15 protein-coding genes are annotated in these 17,916 nt (G+C 68.6%); 9 read left to right on the forward strand and 6 right to left on the reverse strand.

Going from position 1 to position 17,916, the window contains the following annotated elements; genetic code table 11:
* Positions 1-50: 50 nt before the first annotated feature.
* The 4 genes from ACQPWU_RS07725 (at position 51) to ACQPWU_RS07740 (ending at position 6,605) form a co-directional block, all read left to right on the forward strand.
* Positions 51-605 (forward strand): sigma-70 family RNA polymerase sigma factor, encoded by a 555-nt coding sequence (locus ACQPWU_RS07725; RefSeq protein WP_360691608.1) that lies wholly within the window; start codon positions 51-53, stop codon positions 603-605.
* Positions 605-802: a zf-HC2 domain-containing protein gene (locus tag ACQPWU_RS07730; RefSeq protein ID WP_360691605.1), complete on the forward strand. Its 198-nt coding sequence runs from the start codon at positions 605-607 to the stop codon at positions 800-802. The genes ACQPWU_RS07725 and ACQPWU_RS07730 overlap by 1 nt, the downstream gene beginning before the upstream one ends.
* An 86-nt stretch (positions 803-888) precedes the next feature.
* Positions 889-1,692 carry a tryptophan 2,3-dioxygenase gene (locus tag ACQPWU_RS07735; protein WP_360691602.1) on the forward strand — a complete coding sequence of 268 codons (804 nt, stop codon included), beginning with the start codon at positions 889-891 and terminating at the stop codon, positions 1,690-1,692.
* Between the two features lie 38 nt (positions 1,693-1,730).
* Complete coding sequence (locus ACQPWU_RS07740; protein WP_433437984.1) at positions 1,731-6,605, forward strand: NAD-glutamate dehydrogenase; 4,875 nt, start codon at positions 1,731-1,733, stop codon at positions 6,603-6,605.
* On the opposite strand, the gene ACQPWU_RS07745 is transcribed toward ACQPWU_RS07740, so the two are convergent.
* The 6 genes from ACQPWU_RS07745 to ACQPWU_RS07770 all read right to left on the reverse strand — a co-directional run bounded on the left by ACQPWU_RS07745 (position 6,602) and on the right by ACQPWU_RS07770 (position 12,136).
* Positions 6,602-7,888, reverse strand: a complete 1,287-nt coding sequence (locus ACQPWU_RS07745) for a DUF418 domain-containing protein (protein ID WP_433437985.1) — start codon at positions 7,886-7,888, stop codon at positions 6,602-6,604. The genes ACQPWU_RS07740 and ACQPWU_RS07745 overlap by 4 nt on opposite strands.
* A gap of 3 nt (positions 7,889-7,891) precedes the next feature.
* Positions 7,892-8,731, reverse strand: coding sequence for an ABC transporter permease (locus ACQPWU_RS07750; protein ID WP_433437987.1), 840 nt, complete (start codon positions 8,729-8,731; stop codon positions 7,892-7,894).
* Entirely contained in the window at positions 8,728-9,618 is an 891-nt protein-coding gene (locus tag ACQPWU_RS07755; RefSeq protein ID WP_433437989.1) for an ABC transporter ATP-binding protein, read from the reverse strand. Before ACQPWU_RS07755 ends, ACQPWU_RS07750 begins: the two co-directional genes overlap by 4 nt.
* 418 nt (positions 9,619-10,036) lie before the next feature.
* Positions 10,037-10,519 carry a Clp protease N-terminal domain-containing protein gene (locus tag ACQPWU_RS07760; RefSeq protein ID WP_433437991.1) on the reverse strand — a complete coding sequence of 161 codons (483 nt, stop codon included), beginning with the start codon at positions 10,517-10,519 and terminating at the stop codon, positions 10,037-10,039.
* Entirely contained in the window at positions 10,516-10,749 is a 234-nt protein-coding gene (locus tag ACQPWU_RS07765; RefSeq protein ID WP_433437993.1) for a hypothetical protein, read from the reverse strand. The genes ACQPWU_RS07760 and ACQPWU_RS07765 overlap by 4 nt, the downstream gene beginning before the upstream one ends.
* 370 nt (positions 10,750-11,119) lie before the next feature.
* Entirely contained in the window at positions 11,120-12,136 is a 1,017-nt protein-coding gene (locus ACQPWU_RS07770; RefSeq protein ID WP_433437995.1) for a hypothetical protein, read from the reverse strand.
* A gap of 239 nt (positions 12,137-12,375) precedes the next feature.
* On the opposite strand from ACQPWU_RS07770, the gene prfB reads away from it, so the two are divergent.
* The 5 genes from prfB to ACQPWU_RS07795 all read left to right on the forward strand — a co-directional run bounded on the left by prfB (position 12,376) and on the right by ACQPWU_RS07795 (position 17,873).
* Entirely contained in the window at positions 12,376-13,488 is a 1,113-nt protein-coding gene (gene prfB, locus ACQPWU_RS07775; RefSeq protein ID WP_433437997.1) for a peptide chain release factor 2, read from the forward strand.
* 392 nt (positions 13,489-13,880) lie between these two features.
* Positions 13,881-14,570: a cell division ATP-binding protein FtsE gene (gene ftsE / locus ACQPWU_RS07780; RefSeq protein WP_185088544.1), complete on the forward strand. Its 690-nt coding sequence runs from the start codon at positions 13,881-13,883 to the stop codon at positions 14,568-14,570.
* A gap of 21 nt (positions 14,571-14,591) precedes the next feature.
* Positions 14,592-15,500 carry a permease-like cell division protein FtsX gene (gene ftsX, locus ACQPWU_RS07785; protein WP_433438000.1) on the forward strand — a complete coding sequence of 303 codons (909 nt, stop codon included), beginning with the start codon at positions 14,592-14,594 and terminating at the stop codon, positions 15,498-15,500.
* A 25-nt stretch (positions 15,501-15,525) separates the two neighbouring features.
* A complete protein-coding gene (smpB, locus tag ACQPWU_RS07790) occupies positions 15,526-15,993 on the forward strand; it encodes an SsrA-binding protein SmpB (RefSeq protein ID WP_360691571.1) in 468 nt (155 codons plus the stop codon).
* Between the two features lie 20 nt (positions 15,994-16,013).
* Positions 16,014-17,873, forward strand: a complete 1,860-nt coding sequence (locus ACQPWU_RS07795; protein ID WP_433438002.1) for a penicillin-binding transpeptidase domain-containing protein — start codon at positions 16,014-16,016, stop codon at positions 17,871-17,873.
* Positions 17,874-17,916: the final 43 nt, after the last annotated feature.

The following is a 17,916-nucleotide window of genomic DNA, read 5'->3' on the forward strand; positions in this document are numbered from 1 at the left end:
ATGACTGGAGTTATCGGAGTGGCTACCGGACTGATAACGAAGGTGTAAAGATGTGCCCCGTGCTAGGTCACCTCGACGGCAGGTTCGAGAGTGCGGATGCCGAGGCGGAGCACCGCATCGCGGCGCTTTACCAGGAGTTCGGCGGCCCTCTGCTGCGCCACGTACGCAAATCGACAGGTAACGACCTTCAATGGGCCGAAGACGTCGTGCAGGAGACGCTCGTCAGAGCCTGGCGAAACTCGGCAAGACTGCAATGGGAACCAAGCCTTATATGGGCGTGGCTACTCACAGTAGCCCGCCGAATCGTTATCGATGGACGTCGGCGGAAGAGCGCCCGGCCTCACGAGGTCGAGCCACCGGAAGTCGACATGATGGCCGTGCCCGACGGCTCGGAGCGGGCTCTCTCGGCGATCGTCGTCGCCGACGCGCTCCGCAGCCTCTCTGAAGAACACCGTGAAGTCATAGAGCAGACCTACCTCAGAGACCGTACGATAAATGAGGCGGCGGAGATTCTGGGGATCCCGCCGGGCACGGTGAAGTCCCGGCTCTACTACGGGATCCGGGCTCTCCGCGAGCTGCTGCGGGACAAGGGGGTAGCCGGCTGATGCACGACGGGGTGGCCGCTTATGTCCTCGGCGTCCTCGATGATGAGGAGCATGAGGCGTTCGAACGCCACCTCGACACGTGCGAGAGATGCCAGGCGGAGTTGATCGAGCTTGCTGAGCTTCCGGAGCAGCTCGACGAGCTCAAGAACACTCCCTCAGCCTCCGACGACGACCCCCCGATGTCGATGTCACGTTGACGTCCATACCCTTTTCAGGTGGTATCGGTACGGCGAGGCTTCGCGTCCGGTGAAGGATGACCGGGCGGTTCAGGGGGAGGTGTTCGGTGGGCATCGACGGTGATGCGCCCGTTCCCCCGCATCGGCGGTTCGGCGAGGAAGGCGGCCGGCTGTCGTACGGCGGCTATCTTCGCCTGCCCGAGCTTCTCGCGCAGCAGCAGCCGCAGTCGGAGGCCCCCGACGAGCTGCTCTTCATCACCATCCACCAGGTCTACGAGCTGTGGTTCAAACTGCTGCTCCACGAGCTGGAGAGCGCCCGCGAGGCCATGTTCGCCGGCGAGCTCTGGCGGGCCAGGCATCTGTTCCAGCGGGTGCACAGGGTGGAGAGGGTGCTGATCGAGCAGGTGGACGTCCTGGAGACGATGACGCCTCAGGACTTCCTCGAGTTCCGGGCGAAGCTGGAGCCGGCCAGCGGCTTCCAGTCGGTGCAGTTCCGGGAGCTGGAGTTCCTGTCGGGGCTGAAGGACGAGCGCTATCTCAGCACCTTCAGGCACGCCAGCGACACGGAGCTCGCGCGGCTGCGCCGCAGGCTGGAGGAGCCGACGCTGTGGGATGCTTATCTCACCGCCCTCTCCCAGCGTGGCCTGCCGGTCTCCGACGACGAGATCATGGGCTCGCTGCTGGCCGTGGCGAGGGACCGCGGGTCTTACGACGACCTGTGGCAACTGGCCGAAGACCTGCTGACGCACGACGCGACCGCGGCGCGGTGGCGGATGCGTCACGTCCAGATGGTCGAACGCCAGATCGGCACCAAGTCAGGCACAGGAGGCTCGACCGGTGCCCCCTATCTGCGCGGTAGAACGCGTTTGCACTATTTCCCGCTGTTGTGGGAACTAAGGGCCTGGCTATGAATAGCTATGGCAAACCCTCACAAAGGAGTGAGACCGAAATGCCCCTCGACGAGGCCAAGGATGAGCTGCTCCAGCGAGCCGCGGAAAGTTGCGCGGTCAGCAGCGAACATGTGAGCACGGAGGAGGCCCTGTCCTTCCTCCGGGTCTACTACCGGCATGTCGCGCCCGAGGACCTGCTCGACCGCAACCCCGTTGACGTGTACGGCCCTGCGATGTCGCAGCGGCAGATGGCTGAGATCCGCCCTCAGGGCAGAGCGGTCGTCCGGGCCTACACCCCCACGCTGGACGAGAACGGCTGGGACCCCGGGCACTCCGTCGTCGAGGTGGTCACCGACGACATGCCGTTCCTGGTGGACTCGGTGACGATGGAGCTCGACCGGCACGACCTGGGCATCCACCTGGTCGTCCACCCGCAGATGCGGGTGCGCCGCGACATGACGGGCCGGATGCTCGGCCGTGGCCAGGAGGACGTCACCGGCCAGATACTGGTCGAGTCGTGGATGCACATCGAGATCGACCGGCAGGCCGACCCTGAGGCGCTCGACCGGCTCGAGGCCGACCTGCAGCGGGTGCTCGCCGACGTGCGCCACGCGGTCGAGGACTTCAGGAAGATGCGGGCGCTGGCCGTACAGACCGCGGAAGACCTGAGCATGAACCCGCCGCCGCTGGAGCCCGCGGAGGTCGAGGACAGCCTCGACCTGTTGCGCTGGCTCGCCGACGGGCACTTCACCTTCCTGGGCTACCGCGAGTACCGGCTGGACCACACGGACGAGGGCGAGACGCTGCGGGCGCTGCCAGGGGCGGCGCTGGGCATCCTGCGCGACGACAAGGTGGGCTCCGACAGCTTCTCTGCGCTGCCCGCCGAGGTGCGCGCCAAGGCCCGGGAGAAGCAGCTCCTGATCATCACCAAGGCCAACTCCAGGGCCACCGTCCACCGGGCGACCTATCTCGACTACATCGGGGTCAAGCTGTTCTCGCCCGAGGGCGAGGTGATCGGCGAGCGGCGCTTCCTCGGCCTGTTCACGCACGTGGCCTACAACGAGTCGATCTCCAGGATCCCCGTGCTCAGGCGGAAGCTGGCCGACGTGCTCGATCAGGCCGGGCTGGCGCCCGACAGCCACGACGGCAAGGACCTGATCGAGATCCTCGAGACCTTCCCCCGCGACGAGCTCTTCCAGACCTCGATCGACCAGCTCCTGCCGATCGCGCTCGGCGTGCTGCGGCTGCGCGAGCGCAAGCAGGTCAAGCTGTTCCTGCGGCGCGACGACTACGGTCGCTACATCTCCTGCCTGATCTACCTGCCGCGCGACCGCTACACCACCAAGGTGCGGCTGAAGATGCAGGAGGTGCTGCTGAAGGCCCTGGGCGGCAAGTCGCTCGACTACAGCGCGATGATCGGCGAGTCGGTGCTGGCCCGGCTGCACGTGGTCGTGCGGGGCGAGCGGGGCAAGCAGCTCCCGCCGCCGAGCGTCGACGTGGAGGAGCTGGAGGCCCGCCTGGCGGCGCTCACCCGCTCCTGGGAGGACGACCTGGCAGCCGCGCTGGGCGAGATGACCTCGGAGGAGGAGGCGCCCCCGCTCATCCGGCGGTACGCGTCCGCGTTCCCCGAGGGCTACAAAGTGGACTTCCCGCCCAAGGTGGCCGTCGTGGACCTGCGCCGCCTGGAGGAGCTCGTCGCCGCGGGCGACGGCGAGGAAGTGGGCATCAACCTCTACGAGCCGTACGACGCGACCGAGGGGGAGCGGCGGCTCAAGATCTACAAGGTCGGCTCGCCGATCTCGCTGTCCCAGGCGCTGCCGCTGATCCAGCGGCTCGGCGTGGAGGTCGTGGACGAGCGGCCGTACGAGATCGACCGCGACAACGACCCCGGCACCAAGAACGCCTGGATCTACGACTTCGGCCTGCGGTACACGCCGTCGGAGGAGGTCGACAGGAACGACTTCAAGCGGCTCTTCCAGGACGGGCTCACCGCCCTGTGGAAGGGGCAGGTCCAGGCCGACGACTTCAACTCGCTCATCCTGAGCGCCGGGCTGACCTGGGAGCAGGTCCAGATCCTGCGGGTCTACGCCAAGTACCTGCGACAGGCCGGAAGCACGTTCTCGCAGCCCTACATGGAGCGGGTGCTGGCCGGCAACGTGCGGCTGGCGCGGCTGCTCGTACGCCTCTTCGAGGCCAGGCTCGATCCGCGGCGGCCCGAGGACGTGCGGATGGATCTCGCCGAGGCGCTCCACGAGGAGATCCTGGGCGCGCTCGACGAGGTGGTCTCGCTGGACGAGGACCGGATCCTGCGGGCCTACCTCGAGATGATCCTGGCGACCCTGCGCACCAACTACTTCCAGACCGTGGACGGCAAGCGCAAGCCGTACATCTCCTTGAAGTTCGATCCGCAGGCGATCAGCGTGCTGCCGCTGCCCCGGCCCAAGTACGAGATCTTCGTGTACTCGCCGCGGGTCGAGGGCGTGCACCTGCGCTTCGGGAAGGTGGCGCGGGGCGGCCTGCGGTGGTCCGACCGGATGGAGGATTTCCGTACGGAGATCCTCGGCCTGGTGAAGGCGCAGATGGTGAAAAATACCGTCATTGTGCCCACTGGGTCTAAGGGTGGATTTGTCGTAAAGCAGCCGCCTACGTCCGGAGCGCGGGAAGACATGCTCGCCGAGGGCGTGGCCTGCTACCGCACCTTCATCTCGGGACTCCTGGACGTGACCGACAACCTCGAGGACGGCAAGGTCGTGCCGCCGCCCGACGTGGTCAGGCACGACGGCGACGACACCTACCTCGTGGTCGCCGCCGACAAGGGCACCGCGACCTTCTCCGACATCGCCAACAGCGTGGCGAAGGAGTACGGCTACTGGCTGGGCGACGCGTTCGCCTCCGGCGGCTCGATCGGCTACGACCACAAGGCCATGGGCATCACCGCCCGCGGCGCGTGGGAGTCGGTCAAGTACCACTTCAGGACCATGGGCGTGGACGTGCAGACCACCGACTTCACGGTGGCCGGCGTCGGCGACATGTCCGGCGACGTGTTCGGCAACGGCATGCTGCTGTCCCGGCACATCCGGCTGGTGGCCGCGTTCGACCACCGGCACATCTTCATCGACCCCTCGCCCGACGCGGCCCGTTCGTTCGAGGAGCGGCAGCGGCTCTTCGAGCTGCCGCGCAGCTCCTGGGAGGACTACGACGCCAAGCTGATCTCGGCCGGCGGCGGCATCTTCCCGCGCACGGCCAAGTCCATCCACCTCACGCCGCAGATGCACGAGGCGCTCGGCATCCCGGCAGGCGTCAAGTCGCTGGCACCGAACGACCTGATCAGCGCCATCCTGCGGGCCCCGGTCGACCTGCTGTGGAACGGCGGCATCGGCACCTACGTCAAGGCCACCTCCGAGTCCCACGCGGACGTGGGCGACAAGGCCAACGACGCGCTGCGGGTCAACGCGGGGGATCTGCGCTGCAAGGTCATCGGCGAGGGCGGCAACCTGGGGTTCACGCAGCTCGGCCGGATCGAGTTCGCGCTGAACGGCGGGCTGGTCAACACCGACTTCATCGACAACTCGGCCGGGGTGGACACCTCCGACCACGAGGTGAACATCAAGATCCTGCTCGACCAGGTCCTACGCGACGGCGAGCTCACCGACAAGCAGCGCAACCAGGTCTTCACCTCGATGACCGACGAGGTCGCCGACCTGGTGCTGCGTGACAACTACGCACAGAACGTGGTCCTCGCCGCGGCCCGCGCCCAGGCCGTGGAGATGCTCCACATCCACTCCCGTTACCTGCGGCGGCTGGAACGGGACGGGCTGGTCAACCGGGAGCTGGAGTTCCTGCCCTCGGACAAGACGCTGGCCGAGCGCCGCCAGGCCAGGCTGGGACTGACCGCGCCGGAGTTCTCCGTGCTGCTGGCCTACACCAAGCTGGTGGCCGATGCCGAGCTGCTGGGCTCCGACCTGCCCGACGACCCCTACCTGGCCTCGTGGCTGGTGTCGTACTTCCCCTCGGCGCTGCGTGATCGCTTCAGGCCCTACATGGACAACCACCCGCTGCGGCGGGAGATCATCACCACCTGCGTGGTGAACGAGCTGGTCAACTCCATGGGCACCACGTTCATGTACCGCTTCGGCGAGGAGACCGGCGCCTCGACGCCTGACATCGTGCGTGCCTACCTCGTGGCGCGCGAGGTGTTCGACCTGGCCAGCTTCCACCGGGCCGTGGAGGACCTGGACAACAAGGTCGGCACAGAGGTCCAGATCGCCATGCTGCTCGAGGCCCGCAAGCTCGCCGAGCGCGGCACCCGCTGGCTGCTGGTCAACCGCCGCCCGCCGCTGGACCTGGCCGGGTCCGTCAACTTCTTCGTGAAGGGCGTCAACGGCCTGCTGTCCCACATCCCCAAGCTGCTGACGGGGCCCGACCTGGCCGCCTACGAGGAGCGCCGCGACTCGTTCGTGGCCAGGGGTGTGCCGCTGGAGCTGGCCGAACGGGTCGCCGCGATGGTGCCGGCGTACTCGATGCTGGACCTGATCGAGGTCGCGTCGGTGACGGGCCGCCCGGTCAACGAGGTGGCGGAGGTCTACTTCGACCTGGCAGACCGGCTACAGCTGGCGCGTCTCAGGGAGCGCGTGATCGCGCTGCCCCGGGACAACCGGTGGAACTCGATGGCCCGCTCCGCCCTGCGCGACGACCTCTACGCCGCGCATGCCTCGCTGACCCGCGACGTGCTGGCCCACAGCAAATCGGGGCTGTCGCCGGAGGAGCGGCTGGCCAGGTGGTCGGAGGCCAACTCGGCGGCGGTCTCCCGGGCCCGCCAGACGCTGTCGGAGATCTGGGAGAGCGACCACTTCGACCTGGCCACCCTGTCGGTCGCCCTCCGCGCGATCCGCACGCTGGTGTCGACCAGCAACCTTCCGCACACGGATTCCTAGGGCGTCGTGCTGCGGCGGTAGGTCAACCGCCGCAGCAGCACCTCCGCCGGTCCGCGGTGGCCGGCGCGGCGCATCCAGTCCGCCAGCGGGATCGAGACCGCCCAGAGGGCGACCGCGATCCCGCAGGCGGCCGCCACGCCCAGGCCGGCGCTCAGGTCCAGGGTGAACGGGTAGAACAGCACGACGAACACCACCGACTGGAGCAGGTAGAACGTCAGCGACCGCCGGCCGAGCGCGGCGACGGCGGCCGTGAACGGCCCGCGCCCGGCTTCCGTGGCGGTTGTGGCGCGTCCGTCACCCGCGGGCGTGAGCGGGCCGCCGCCCGCATGGTCCGGCAGGCGATGGGGTCCGTTACCCGCGGGCGTGAGCGGGCCGCGGCCGGTCGCCGTGGCGCGTTCGTGCCGGGGTTCCGTGGCGAGCGGCGTCCGGGCGCCTTCCGCTCGTAGAGCCACGAGGCCGATGAGGGCGGCCAGGCCGATGCCGCCCGCGTACCCGGTGAGGGTGTGGGCGACGGCGACGGCCGCGTACGAGCCGGTCGTCCACGCGCCGGCGACCAGGAGAGCCGCCGGGAGCCTGCCGGCCAGTGCGGCCCCGAGACAGACCAGGGCGACGCGGCGCAGCAGGACCGCGTGCCGCCCGGGCTCGTCCAGGATCGCGCGGCGGGCGGCCCAGACGCCCAGCAGCATGCCGGGCACGACGGCGAGCGTGGACAGGAGCGTCTTGAGCGGCCATCCCTGGAGATCGGCCATGACGTGGGCGCCGAAGCCGGCAGGCATGGTTCCGGCCAGCGTGGCGGGCACCATGCCGGCGTAGGTCGCCATGCTCTGCCAGGCGACCATGAGCGTCGCGGGGACGAGGGCCGCGGCGGCCGTCCACCACAGCACCGAGTCCCTGGCCCGCACCATGGGCACCAGCGCGAGCAGCGTCACCCCATACACCGCGACGATGTCGAGCGGCACCAGCAGCATGCCGTTCACGAAGCCGATGGCGATCAGCCACAGACTCCTGCGCCGCAGCAGCGCTCTGAACGAGGGCCAGTCGCCTCCCCGGGCCTGATGGCGGCGCATCATCTGGCCCAGCGCGTAGCCGAACAGGAACACGAACATGGGCCGGGCCTGGTTGTCCGCGAGCAGATGCTTGAGGAACGTGGCGACGGCGTCGAGGGCCCCGGAGGCCTGCCCGGAGACGAACATCGGCGTGTGCGCCAGCGCGATGGGCAGCAGCATGAAGCCGCGGGCCAGATCGGGCGCCAGCGACCGGCCGGTCACCTCGGTGGCGGTCATGCGTCACCCGATCCGCTGCAGCGCCTGCTCGCGGCGCGCGGCCACGCCCGAGCCGGACTCCCCGCGTGCCATCCTGCGCAGCACGACGGGCGCCAGGAGCAGGCCGAGCACGGCCCAGGCGCCCAGCACGCCGGCGGTCTCCAGGTGCCGCCACGACTCGCCGATCTCAATGGCGGCCGCGGAGTCCGGCAGCAGGGCCGAGCGCATGCCGAGGCCCATCCAGTAGATGGGGAAGATCTGGGCGATCCACTGCAGCCATTCGGGCAGCGCGGTGATCGGGTAGAAGATGCCGGAGACGCCGATCACGGCGAGGAACGGCAGCTGGATCAGCCCTTGGGCGCGGGCACTGGCGAACACCGAGCCCATGACCGCGCCGATGGGCAGGGTCGCCACCAGCCCCAGCGCCAGCACCCAGGCCAGGGTCGGCCAGGAGCCCGGGTCGATCGTCAGGCCCTCGACGATGAGCACGCCGGGGACGAGGAAGATCGCCAGGTCGGCGAGCAGACCGCCGGAGACCGAGAGCACCTTGCCGATGAGATAGGCGGGCATCCCGTGCGGGGTGGCCTTGGCCCGCAGCAGCGTGCCGTCCTCGCGGTCGGCGGTGAGCTGCTGGCTCATGCTGATCATGCCGGTCGCGGCGTTCATGCCGAGGATGCCGGGCAGAGCCAGGGTGCCGAGCAGGAGTCCGCTGGTTCCGAACGACATGTCCCGGATGAAGAACATGGTCGCCACCATCAACCCGGGCCAGAGGAAGTGGGAGAAGAGCTCGGCGCCGTTGGTGAACGACTGCCGCAGTTCGATCAGGCCGCGGGACCAGCCCGCGCGCAGTACGGTCGCGTTCATCGATTCGCCCCCTCGGCCTGGTGGACCAGGGCCAGATACGTCTGCTCCAGCGAGGCCCGGTGGATCTCCAGCTCTCGGATCTGGTCTCCGTGCTGGTCGAACAGGTCACGCGCGAACCTGGTGGAGTCGGCGGTCCTGTGGATGAAGCGCTGCCCGCCGCGCATCCAGCGCACCTCGTCCTCGCCCGCGATGCGCCGTGCCAGCTCGCCCGCCGTGCCGTCCGCGATGATCCGGCCGCCGTCGAGTACGAGGATGCGGTCGGCCAGCTTCTCGGCCTCGTCCAGGTCGTGGGTGGTGAGCAGGACCGTGGTCTCGTGGCCGCTGACGATGTCGCGTACGAGATCGTGGAACTCGTGCCTGGCCTGCGGGTCGAACGCGGCGGTCGGCTCGTCGAGGAAGAGCAGCTCGGGCCGGCCCACGAGGCCGATCGCCACGTCCAGCCTGCGCCGCTGCCCGCCGGACAGCGTCCTGATCTTCTTGTCGGCCTGTCCGGTCAGGCCGACGGCTTCGACGAGCTCGCCGGCGTCCCACGGCCGCTGGATGAGGCCGGTGGCGTAGGGGGCGTAGTAGGTGCCGAGGTGGGCGAGCAGCTCGCGCACCCGCCACTTGCCGTGGTCGCGCCAGGACTGCAGCACGACCCCGACCCGGGCCCGCCACCGCTCGTCGCCGCGCGCGGGATCGACGCCTAACACCTCGACCCGGCCGGCCGACCGCATCCTGAAGCCTTCGAGGATCTCGATCGTGGTGGTCTTGCCCGCCCCGTTCGGCCCCAGCAGGGCCAGCACTTCGCCGTGGCGGGCTTGGAACGTCACATCGTGCAGGACGTCTGACGAGCCGTAACGCATACGCAGCCCGTCGACGTCGAGAACGACCGGTTCGGTGGTCATGAACTAGCTCACCTCTCGCATGAGGGCATGCCTCAGTGATGGGGGTGTGGAGAAGGGGGATTCATGCGCTGTGTGCCGACGACAGGGCCGTCGGTGTCACGCGCGGCGCCGCGGCGCCGTGGCGCCTCGATGGGCGCCCGCGCGGTGGTGCCCCGACGGATGCCCGCGCGCGGTGGCCTCTCGGGAGTCGCCCGCGTGGGGTCCAAAGGGCTCTGCTGGGCGCCTTGGGTGGTGAAACGCAGGCCCTATGTCGGGCGTGCCGCGTGCGCGGGCTCGGAGAATCGCGTGTTGCGGGCGTCTGTGACGTAGCCGGCCGCGCCGGTGACTGTGGCGGGCAGGCCGAGGTCGTTGTGAGGTGCGGAGCCCTTGGGGCCCCGCGTCGGTGCGTTGTGTGGTGCGGTCTCGGGCAGCGGGGGCGTCACCAGCTTCCGTTCGCCAGTGCCTGCTCGACGCTCGCCATCAGGGCGGGCCGGTCCACGCCTGCCAGGGCCAGCGCCCTCGGCACGGTGCCGACCTCGGCCTGCAGGATGCCGAGCAGCAGATGGCCGGGCCGCAGGTCCTTCTTGCCCGTGGCGGCCGCGATGGCGCGATCGAGGGCGAGCTTGGTCGAGGCCCCCATATTCACGGAGCGCTTCGGGTCGGGGGTCGACGTGGGGAGGCCGAACGAGGCGAGCGACACCCCGGCCAGGCTCAGGCTGCGCTCGAACTCCCGGTCCAGCGCATCCTTGATCGCCTGCCGGTCGAGCCCTTCGGCGGTGAGCGCCTGCCGGGCGGCGTTCTCTTCGACGGAGGCGATCGCCAGCAGGAGATGGTGTGGCTCGATCGCCGCCGACCCGTCCGCCAGGGCCTCGGCTCGGCCCTGCACCAGGATCGCGTTGATGTAGTGGTCGATAGCGCTCACTGTCGTCTCCTCAGCGTGACGCCGGCGGCGATGAGCCGCTTGGCATGCTTCTTGTGCACCGCCTGGCGCGTGACTCCGAGCGCCTCGGCGACCTGCGGCCAGCCCCAGCCGACCCGCATCGCCTGCTCTACGGCGGCGTCCTCCAGCTGATCGGCCAGGCGCCGCAATGCGACCACGGCCGCCAGCGCGTCAGCGGGCTCCTGGGGTACGGGAATCTCATCAGCCGGCATGCAAGCAACCGTAGTTGACTAAACGAGCCTAGTCAACCCGAGTTGCTAAGCGGGCCGGCGAATGAGCGAAGAAGCGGGCCCAGAGTGCGCGTCGTCACGGCGAGCAACCCGTGAGCCTTCACGACCGGCCATGACGGATGGCCACTGACGTCGGCGCGTGCGGCCCACCGTGCGGAGCCGTAACGGATGGGGGGTTGAGGGGCGGCGGTTTGCGAAGCCGAGAAGCGCGGCACTGTGCGGAGCCGTAACAAGTGGGGGGTTGAGGGGCGGCGGTTTGCGAAGCCGAGGGGCGCGGCACTGTGCGGAGCCGTAACGGATGGGCGCGCCACGCCATGCGAAGCCGGAACGGATGATGGGGGCGGTGCTTGGGCTACTGGCCGGAGGCGCGGGTGAGCGCGCCGTCGTGGGCGATGACGGCGGCGGGGGCGGGGGCCTTGAGGGGAGGGACCGCGGCGGCGTACTGGTGGGTCTCGATCAGCTTGAGCGTGCGGCGCAGCACCGGCGTGGTGATCGCCCACTGCGCGGACTCCGGCACCGGGATGTAGTCGTCCTCGGCCGTCTTCGTCGTCGTCGACGTCGTGCGGGACAGTGAGTACTGGATCAACGCCCCGCCGTCCTCGGTGCGCAGCGCGTAGACCGGGTAGTTGTCGGCGCTGAAGATCGAGTCATAGCTGAACCCGTCGTTCTTCGCCTGCTCCCGGAGGGTGGCGATCTGCTCGGCCACGTCCGTCGTGTACGGCCCCGCCGCCACGAGCCCGGCCGTGACCCCCGCGGTCCCCGTCTCGGCCACGCTGGCGTGCACGGGCCCCATGAACTGCGGGCTGATCGTGATCGACTTGTCGTCGGGTGCCAGCGCGGTCGCGTAGCCGTCGGCGTCGCGCTGGATCTCCGGGACGTCCTGCCCCGGCAGGAGCTGGGCCATGGAGCTGAGCCGCCAGCGGTCGGACTTGGCGAACGTCAGCAGCGCCGGGCTGCCGTCGCGCATCGCCAGCGCGCTGAACCAGGGCGCCGGCTCGCCCGGCGCGAACCTCGGCACGAACAGCGTCGGCGTCCCCCACCTGTGGCGGGGCGGCGCGTAGTCGGTGGACAGGTAAGCGGCCACGGTGAGCTGCGTCTGGCCGCCTGTCGTGAGGTCGACGGCCATTGCCAGCCGCCCCTGGAGGTCGCTCTTCGCCCGCAGCCTGTCGTCGGTGACCGTGATCTTCGAGAACACCTGGGCGGCCTCGGCCTGTGTAACGGCGGGTGCGGGTGCGGAGGGCGAAGGGGACGCGGAGGAGGTGGCGGCCGCCTTGGACGGCTGGGGTGCGACATTGCCCGAGCAGGCGGTCGCCGCGGCCAGTACGCCGGCGGCGAGCGCCAGCACCTTCCGCCGCCCGTATACACGCACCTCGCCATGTTATTCGGGCCCGCGAGAAGCCGAAGCCTTCCATACCCCTTTCCACCCGCCGAAAGCGCCGCCGTTTCCGCGTGCGGACGGGAGCTACGTGCACGGCGCGAAGCCGCATGGGGGCGGGTGGTGTGGCGTGGCGGGTGGGCGCGCCGGGAATGTGCGAGCCGGAGAAAGTGGTATGGGGTCGCGGTGGTGATGGGGGGTGTTGCTCTCCGGGGGAAGTAGGCTTGGGAGACGTGGCAGGCATCGATCCGGCAGAAGAGATCAACGAGCTCGCGGGCACGCTCCGCAGCATCCAGGACGTGCTCGACCTCGACGCGATGCGCAAGCAGATCGAGGAGCTGGAGCAGCAGGTTGCCGCGCCCGACCTGTGGGACGACCCAGACCAGGCCCAGAAGGTCACGAGCAAGCTCTCCCACCTCCAGGGCGAGCTCAACCGCGTCGAGGGCCTCGTGCGCCGTCTCGACGACCTGACGGTCCTCTATGAGCTGGCGGCCGAGGAAGGCGACGACGACACGCGCGCCGAGGCCGACAAGGAGCTCGAAACGCTCCGGTCGGACATAGGCGCCATGGAAGTGCGCACTCTGCTCTCGGGCGAATACGACGCACGCGAGGCGCTCGTCACGATCAACTCCCAGGCGGGCGGGGTCGACGCCGCCGACTGGGCCGAGATGCTGCTGCGCATGTATCTGCGGTGGGCCGAGCGCAAGGGCTACAGCACCGAGGTCTACGACACCTCCTACGCGGAGGAGGCCGGCATCAAGTCGGCCACGTTCACGATCAAGGCGCCCTACGCGTACGGCACGCTCCGCGGCGAGCACGGCACCCACCGGCTGGTCCGCATCAGCCCGTTCGACAACCAGGGCCGCAGGCAGACGTCGTTCGCCGGGGTCGACATCGTGCCGGTCGTGGAGCAGACCGACCACATCGACATCAACGAGGACGAGATCCGCGTCGACGTCTACCGGTCGAGCGGCCCGGGCGGCCAGGGCGTCAACACGACCGACTCGGCGGTGCGCATCACGCACCTGCCGTCCGGCATCGTCGTGTCCTGCCAGAACGAGCGCTCCCAGCTGCAAAACCGCGCCACCGCCATGAACGTCCTGCAGGCCAAGCTGCTGGAGCGCAAGCGGCAGGAGGAGGCGGAGAAGATGTCGGAGCTGCGCGGCGCGACCACGACGTCCTGGGGCACGCAGATCCGCAACTACGTGCTGCACCCGTACCAGATCGTCAAGGACCTGCGCACGGGCACAGAGGCGGGCAACCCCTCGGCGGTGCTGGACGGCGATCTCGACGGGTTCATCGAGTCGGAGATCCGCTGGATGCGCCGCCAGGAGTTGGAGAGCTAAAACCCGCTGAGGTGCTTGATCGCCAGGCTCACGAAGAGCAGGGCGACCAGGAGCAGAACGATGAGGGCGGGTGACAGCCCGGCGAAGCCGTGCTGGTGCATCCGCTCCCTGCTGGCGCGACACGTGGGGCAGCGGCCCTCGATTACGGGGTGGGCACACTGCGCGCATACGAGGTGTTCACAACTCATGACAGCCCCAAGTCTAGCCGCACAATCGTTTTGTTTCCGTTATGGACTTTCCAGCCCAGTCTTCCCCCTAGACTGTCGTCTGGCCAATCGAAACGTCGATCATCAGTAAAGACGACGTAACCCCGAGTGGCCGGTGGCGGGAAGTGGGCATATGCCACCCTCGCTTCCGTCCTGACCCCTAGACTGGCATGCCGTGATGCTCTCGTGATCCATTTCGATAATGTCACCAAGGTCTATGCGAACCAGAACCGGCCCGCCCTCGACCACGTATCCGTAGACGTGGACAAGGGTGAGTTCGTGTTCCTCGTCGGTCCCTCGGGATCAGGCAAGTCCACGTTCCTGCGTCTGGTCCTGAAGGAGGAGCGGCCCAACTCCGGCGCCATCCACGTCGCCGGCAAGGATCTGGGACGCCTGTCCAACTTCAAGGTGCCGCACCTGCGCCGCCGCATCGGCTGCGTGTTCCAGGACTTCAGGCTGCTCCCGAACAAGAACGTCTACGAGAACGTGGCGTTCGCCCTCGAGGTCATCGGTAAGCCCCGGCGGTTCATCCGCAAGGTGGTGCCCGAGGTCATCGAGCTGGTCGGCCTGGAAGGCAAGGCCCACCGCATGCCCGACGAGCTGTCCGGCGGCGAGCAGCAGCGCGTCGCCATGGCCCGCGCCTTCGTCAACCGGCCGATGATCCTGCTGGCCGACGAGCCCACGGGCAACATCGACCCCGCGACGAGCATCGGCATCATGAAGGTGCTCGACCGCATCAACAGGACTGGCACCACGGTCGTCATGGCCACGCACGACGCGGCCATCGTCGACTCCATGCGCAAGCGTGTGGTGGAGCTGGAGGACGGCAAGATCGTCCGTGACCAGTCGCGTGGCGTCTACGGCCAGGCGTACTGACAGGGAGCTGCAGACAGAATCATGCGGGCGAATTTCATCTTCTCCGAGGTCTGGATCGGCCTCCGTCGCAACCTGACCATGACCATCGCGGTGATCATCACCGTGGCGGTCGGCATGGCGATGCTGGGCGCCGGCTTGATGATCAACGCCCAGGTCGGCATGATGAAGGGCTACTGGAACGACAAGGTCGAGGTCTCGGTCTTCCTGTGCACCAAGGGGTCCGCCATGGACACCTGCAAGGGCAAGGAGATCACCAAGACCCAGACAGACCAGCTCCAGCAGCTCATCAAGAGCACCCCGGGCGTCAAGGAGGTGTTCTACGAGGACCAGGCGGCGGCTTACCAGAACTTCCAGAAGCTGTACTCGTCCAACAAGGCCCTCGTGACCGCCACCAAGGTCGAGGACATGCCGCCGTCCTTCCGCGTCAAGGTGGCGGACCCGAAGAACTACCAATCCATCATCCAGGCCCTTGAGGGCAAGCCCGGCGTGGCACAGGTGATGGACCAGGCACAGCTGATCGGGCCCTTCTTCCAGCTGCTCGACAAGCTCGCGTTCTACGCGCTGGCCGTGGCGATCATCCTGGTGCTGGCGGCGGCGCTGCTGATCGGCAACACCGTACGTCTCTCCGCGTTCAACCGGCGTAGAGAGACGGGCATCATGCGGCTGGTCGGCGCGTCCAACCTCTACATCCAGCTCCCGTTCGTCATGGAAGGCGTGATCGCGGGCCTCATCGGCGGCGTGTTCGCGGCGATCATCCTGATCGTGACCAAGGTTTTCCTCTTCGAGGAGCTGGGGCCGTTCCTGGGCGACGGGACCGCGCAGCTGGGCTGGAACGACGTGGCCCAGACCATCACCATCACCATGCTCATCGGTGTGGTCATCTGTGTGCTGGCCTCGTTCGTGACGCTCCGCCGCTACCTCAGGGTGTAGGCGGAATCACCGGTAAAGTCGAAGCATGCCACGTGAGACCGGGCGTAAGGTCATCGCCCAAAACAAACGTGCCAGGCACGACTACCACCTCGAGGACACGATCGAGGCGGGTCTCGTGCTCCAGGGCACCGAGGTGAAGTCGCTGCGCGAGGGCCGCGCCTCGCTCGTCGACGGCTACGCCAGCATCGACGGTGGCGAAGCGTGGCTGCTCAACGTCCACATCCCCGAATACACCCAGGGGACGTGGACCAACCACGCCGCTCGGCGCAAGCGCAAGCTGCTCATGCACCGTAAAGAGATCGACAAGCTCGCCGCCAAGACCAAGGAGGGCGGGCTCACGATCATCCCGCTGACGCTCTACTTCAAGGACGGCAGGGCCAAGGTCGAGATCGCCGTCGCCCGCGGCAAGAAGGACTGGGACAAGCGGCAGACGCTGGCGGAGCAGCAGGCAAAGCGGGAAATGGCCCGTGCCCTGCGGCACCGCAACCGATGAGAGCGGCGGCACCTCACCCGATGAGACGCGCTCGCCGCATCCTTGCCGCGACCGCCACCCTGGCGGTCGCGAGCACGACTTTGACCGGCTGCTTCGAGGAGCCTTCGCCGCACGACGCGGTGCGTGACTTCCTCGTGGGCTGGCAGTCGGGCGATTACGACCTGGCCGCGGGCCGCGCCGACGGCGACCGCGCCACGGTGCGCAAGGCGCTGTCCGACGCCAAGCTGGAGCTCGACGCGGCCTCGTTCCGCTTCAAGATCAAAAGCCTCAGCACGACGGACGACGAGGCCAAGGCTGACTTCCACGCCGAGGTCGACCTGGGGGAGAACAACCCGCTCTGGGAGTACGAGGGGATGCTCCCGCTCCACCTCGTGGACGGCACGTGGAAGGTGCGCTGGTCGCCCTCGGTGCTGCATCCGCAGCTCAAGGAGGGGCAGCGCTTCGCGGTCGACACCGAACTGAAGCCACGCCAGCCGATAGTCGACCGCACCGGCGAGCGGCTTCAGGACGAGACCGTGTTCTACAGCGCGGGCGTCTACCCGGCCAGACTCGGCAACAAGGCGGAGGAAGTGGCCGCCAAGCTGTCCGAGATCACCGGCTACGCGCAGGACCGGCTGCTGAGCAGTATCAAGTCGTCGCCGCCAGACAAGTTCGTGGCGCTGGTCACCTTCGGGCGGTCGCGCTTCCAGTCCATGAAGTCGAAGCTCGACGACATCGATGGGATCGAGACGCAGCAGCAGGACCAGCCCGTCGACCCCGAGCCGCCCCGGCAGATCGTCGGCAGCGTCAGCGCCCTCACCCCCGAGACCGAGCAGCAGCTCGGCGGCCCCGAGCGGGCCGGCGACTCGGTCGGCAAGACCGGCCTGCAGAAGGCCTACCAAAACTCCTTGACGGGCTCCACGCAGACCAAGGTGATCATCTTGGACCTCAAGACCGGCAAGCAGGTCGCACTGCTCAAGGAGTGGCTGGGCCGCCAGAACGTTCAGGTGAAGACCACGATCGATCGGCACGTCCAGGCGGCGGCCGAGCAGGCGGTGGCCGACACGGAGACGAGTGCACTGGTGGCGGTGCAGCGTGACACCGGCCAGATCCTCGCGGTCGGGGCCAAGGGTGACATGAGCCAGGAGAAGCACGCGCTGGCCGGCAAGTTCCCGGCGGGCACGGCGTTCTCGATCGTGGCCGCGGACGCGTTGATCAAGCGCGACGTCAGCCCCAAGCAGCGGCTGGCGTGCCCCGAGGAGCGCACGGTGGGCGGCGCCAAGTTCGTGCAGACGGGGCAGTCCACGGGGGTGACCACGTCGGCCACCTTCCAGGAGAACTTCGCCAGGGGGTGCGTCACCGCGCTGGCCTCGCTGGCCCGCCGCGTCACGGCCGCCGACCTGGCCGCGAGCGCCAAGGCGTTCGGCGTGGGGCAGCCGTGGCGGCTGCCGCTCAAGTCGTTCAGCGGCTCGCTGCCCACGCTGTCCAGCGACGCCGACAAGGCCCAGGCCATCGCGGGGGAGAACGTCGAGGTCAGCCCGCTCAGTATGGCACTGGTGGCCGCGGCGGTCGCCTCGGGCACCTGGCGCCCGCCGGTGCTGGTCACCGAGCCGAAGTCGCCCGATCCGGCGGCGGAGGCCGTACAACCTCCGCAGCCCGCCCCCGTGCCTCTGGACCCCAAGGTCCGCACGGCGCTGACGTCGATGATGCGGGCCGGTGCGGCCGGCATGAGCGCCCGGGGAGGCAAGAGCAGGGTGTACGGCGTCAAGGCCACCGTAGGCAGCCAGTACACCTGGTTCGTGGGCTGGCAGGGCGACGTGGCCATCGCTGTGCTGGCGAAGAACTACGACGCCGCGGCCGAGGCGGGCGGCTTCTTCTCGGCGCTTCGGAACTCATCGTGAAATTGTCACCACGCTGAGCAACCATCCGAGGCTCCGGCTGCGT

It is taken from the genome of Nonomuraea sp. CA-141351, from assembly GCF_050944675.1.
GTDB lineage: Bacteria > Actinomycetota > Actinomycetes > Streptosporangiales > Streptosporangiaceae > Nonomuraea.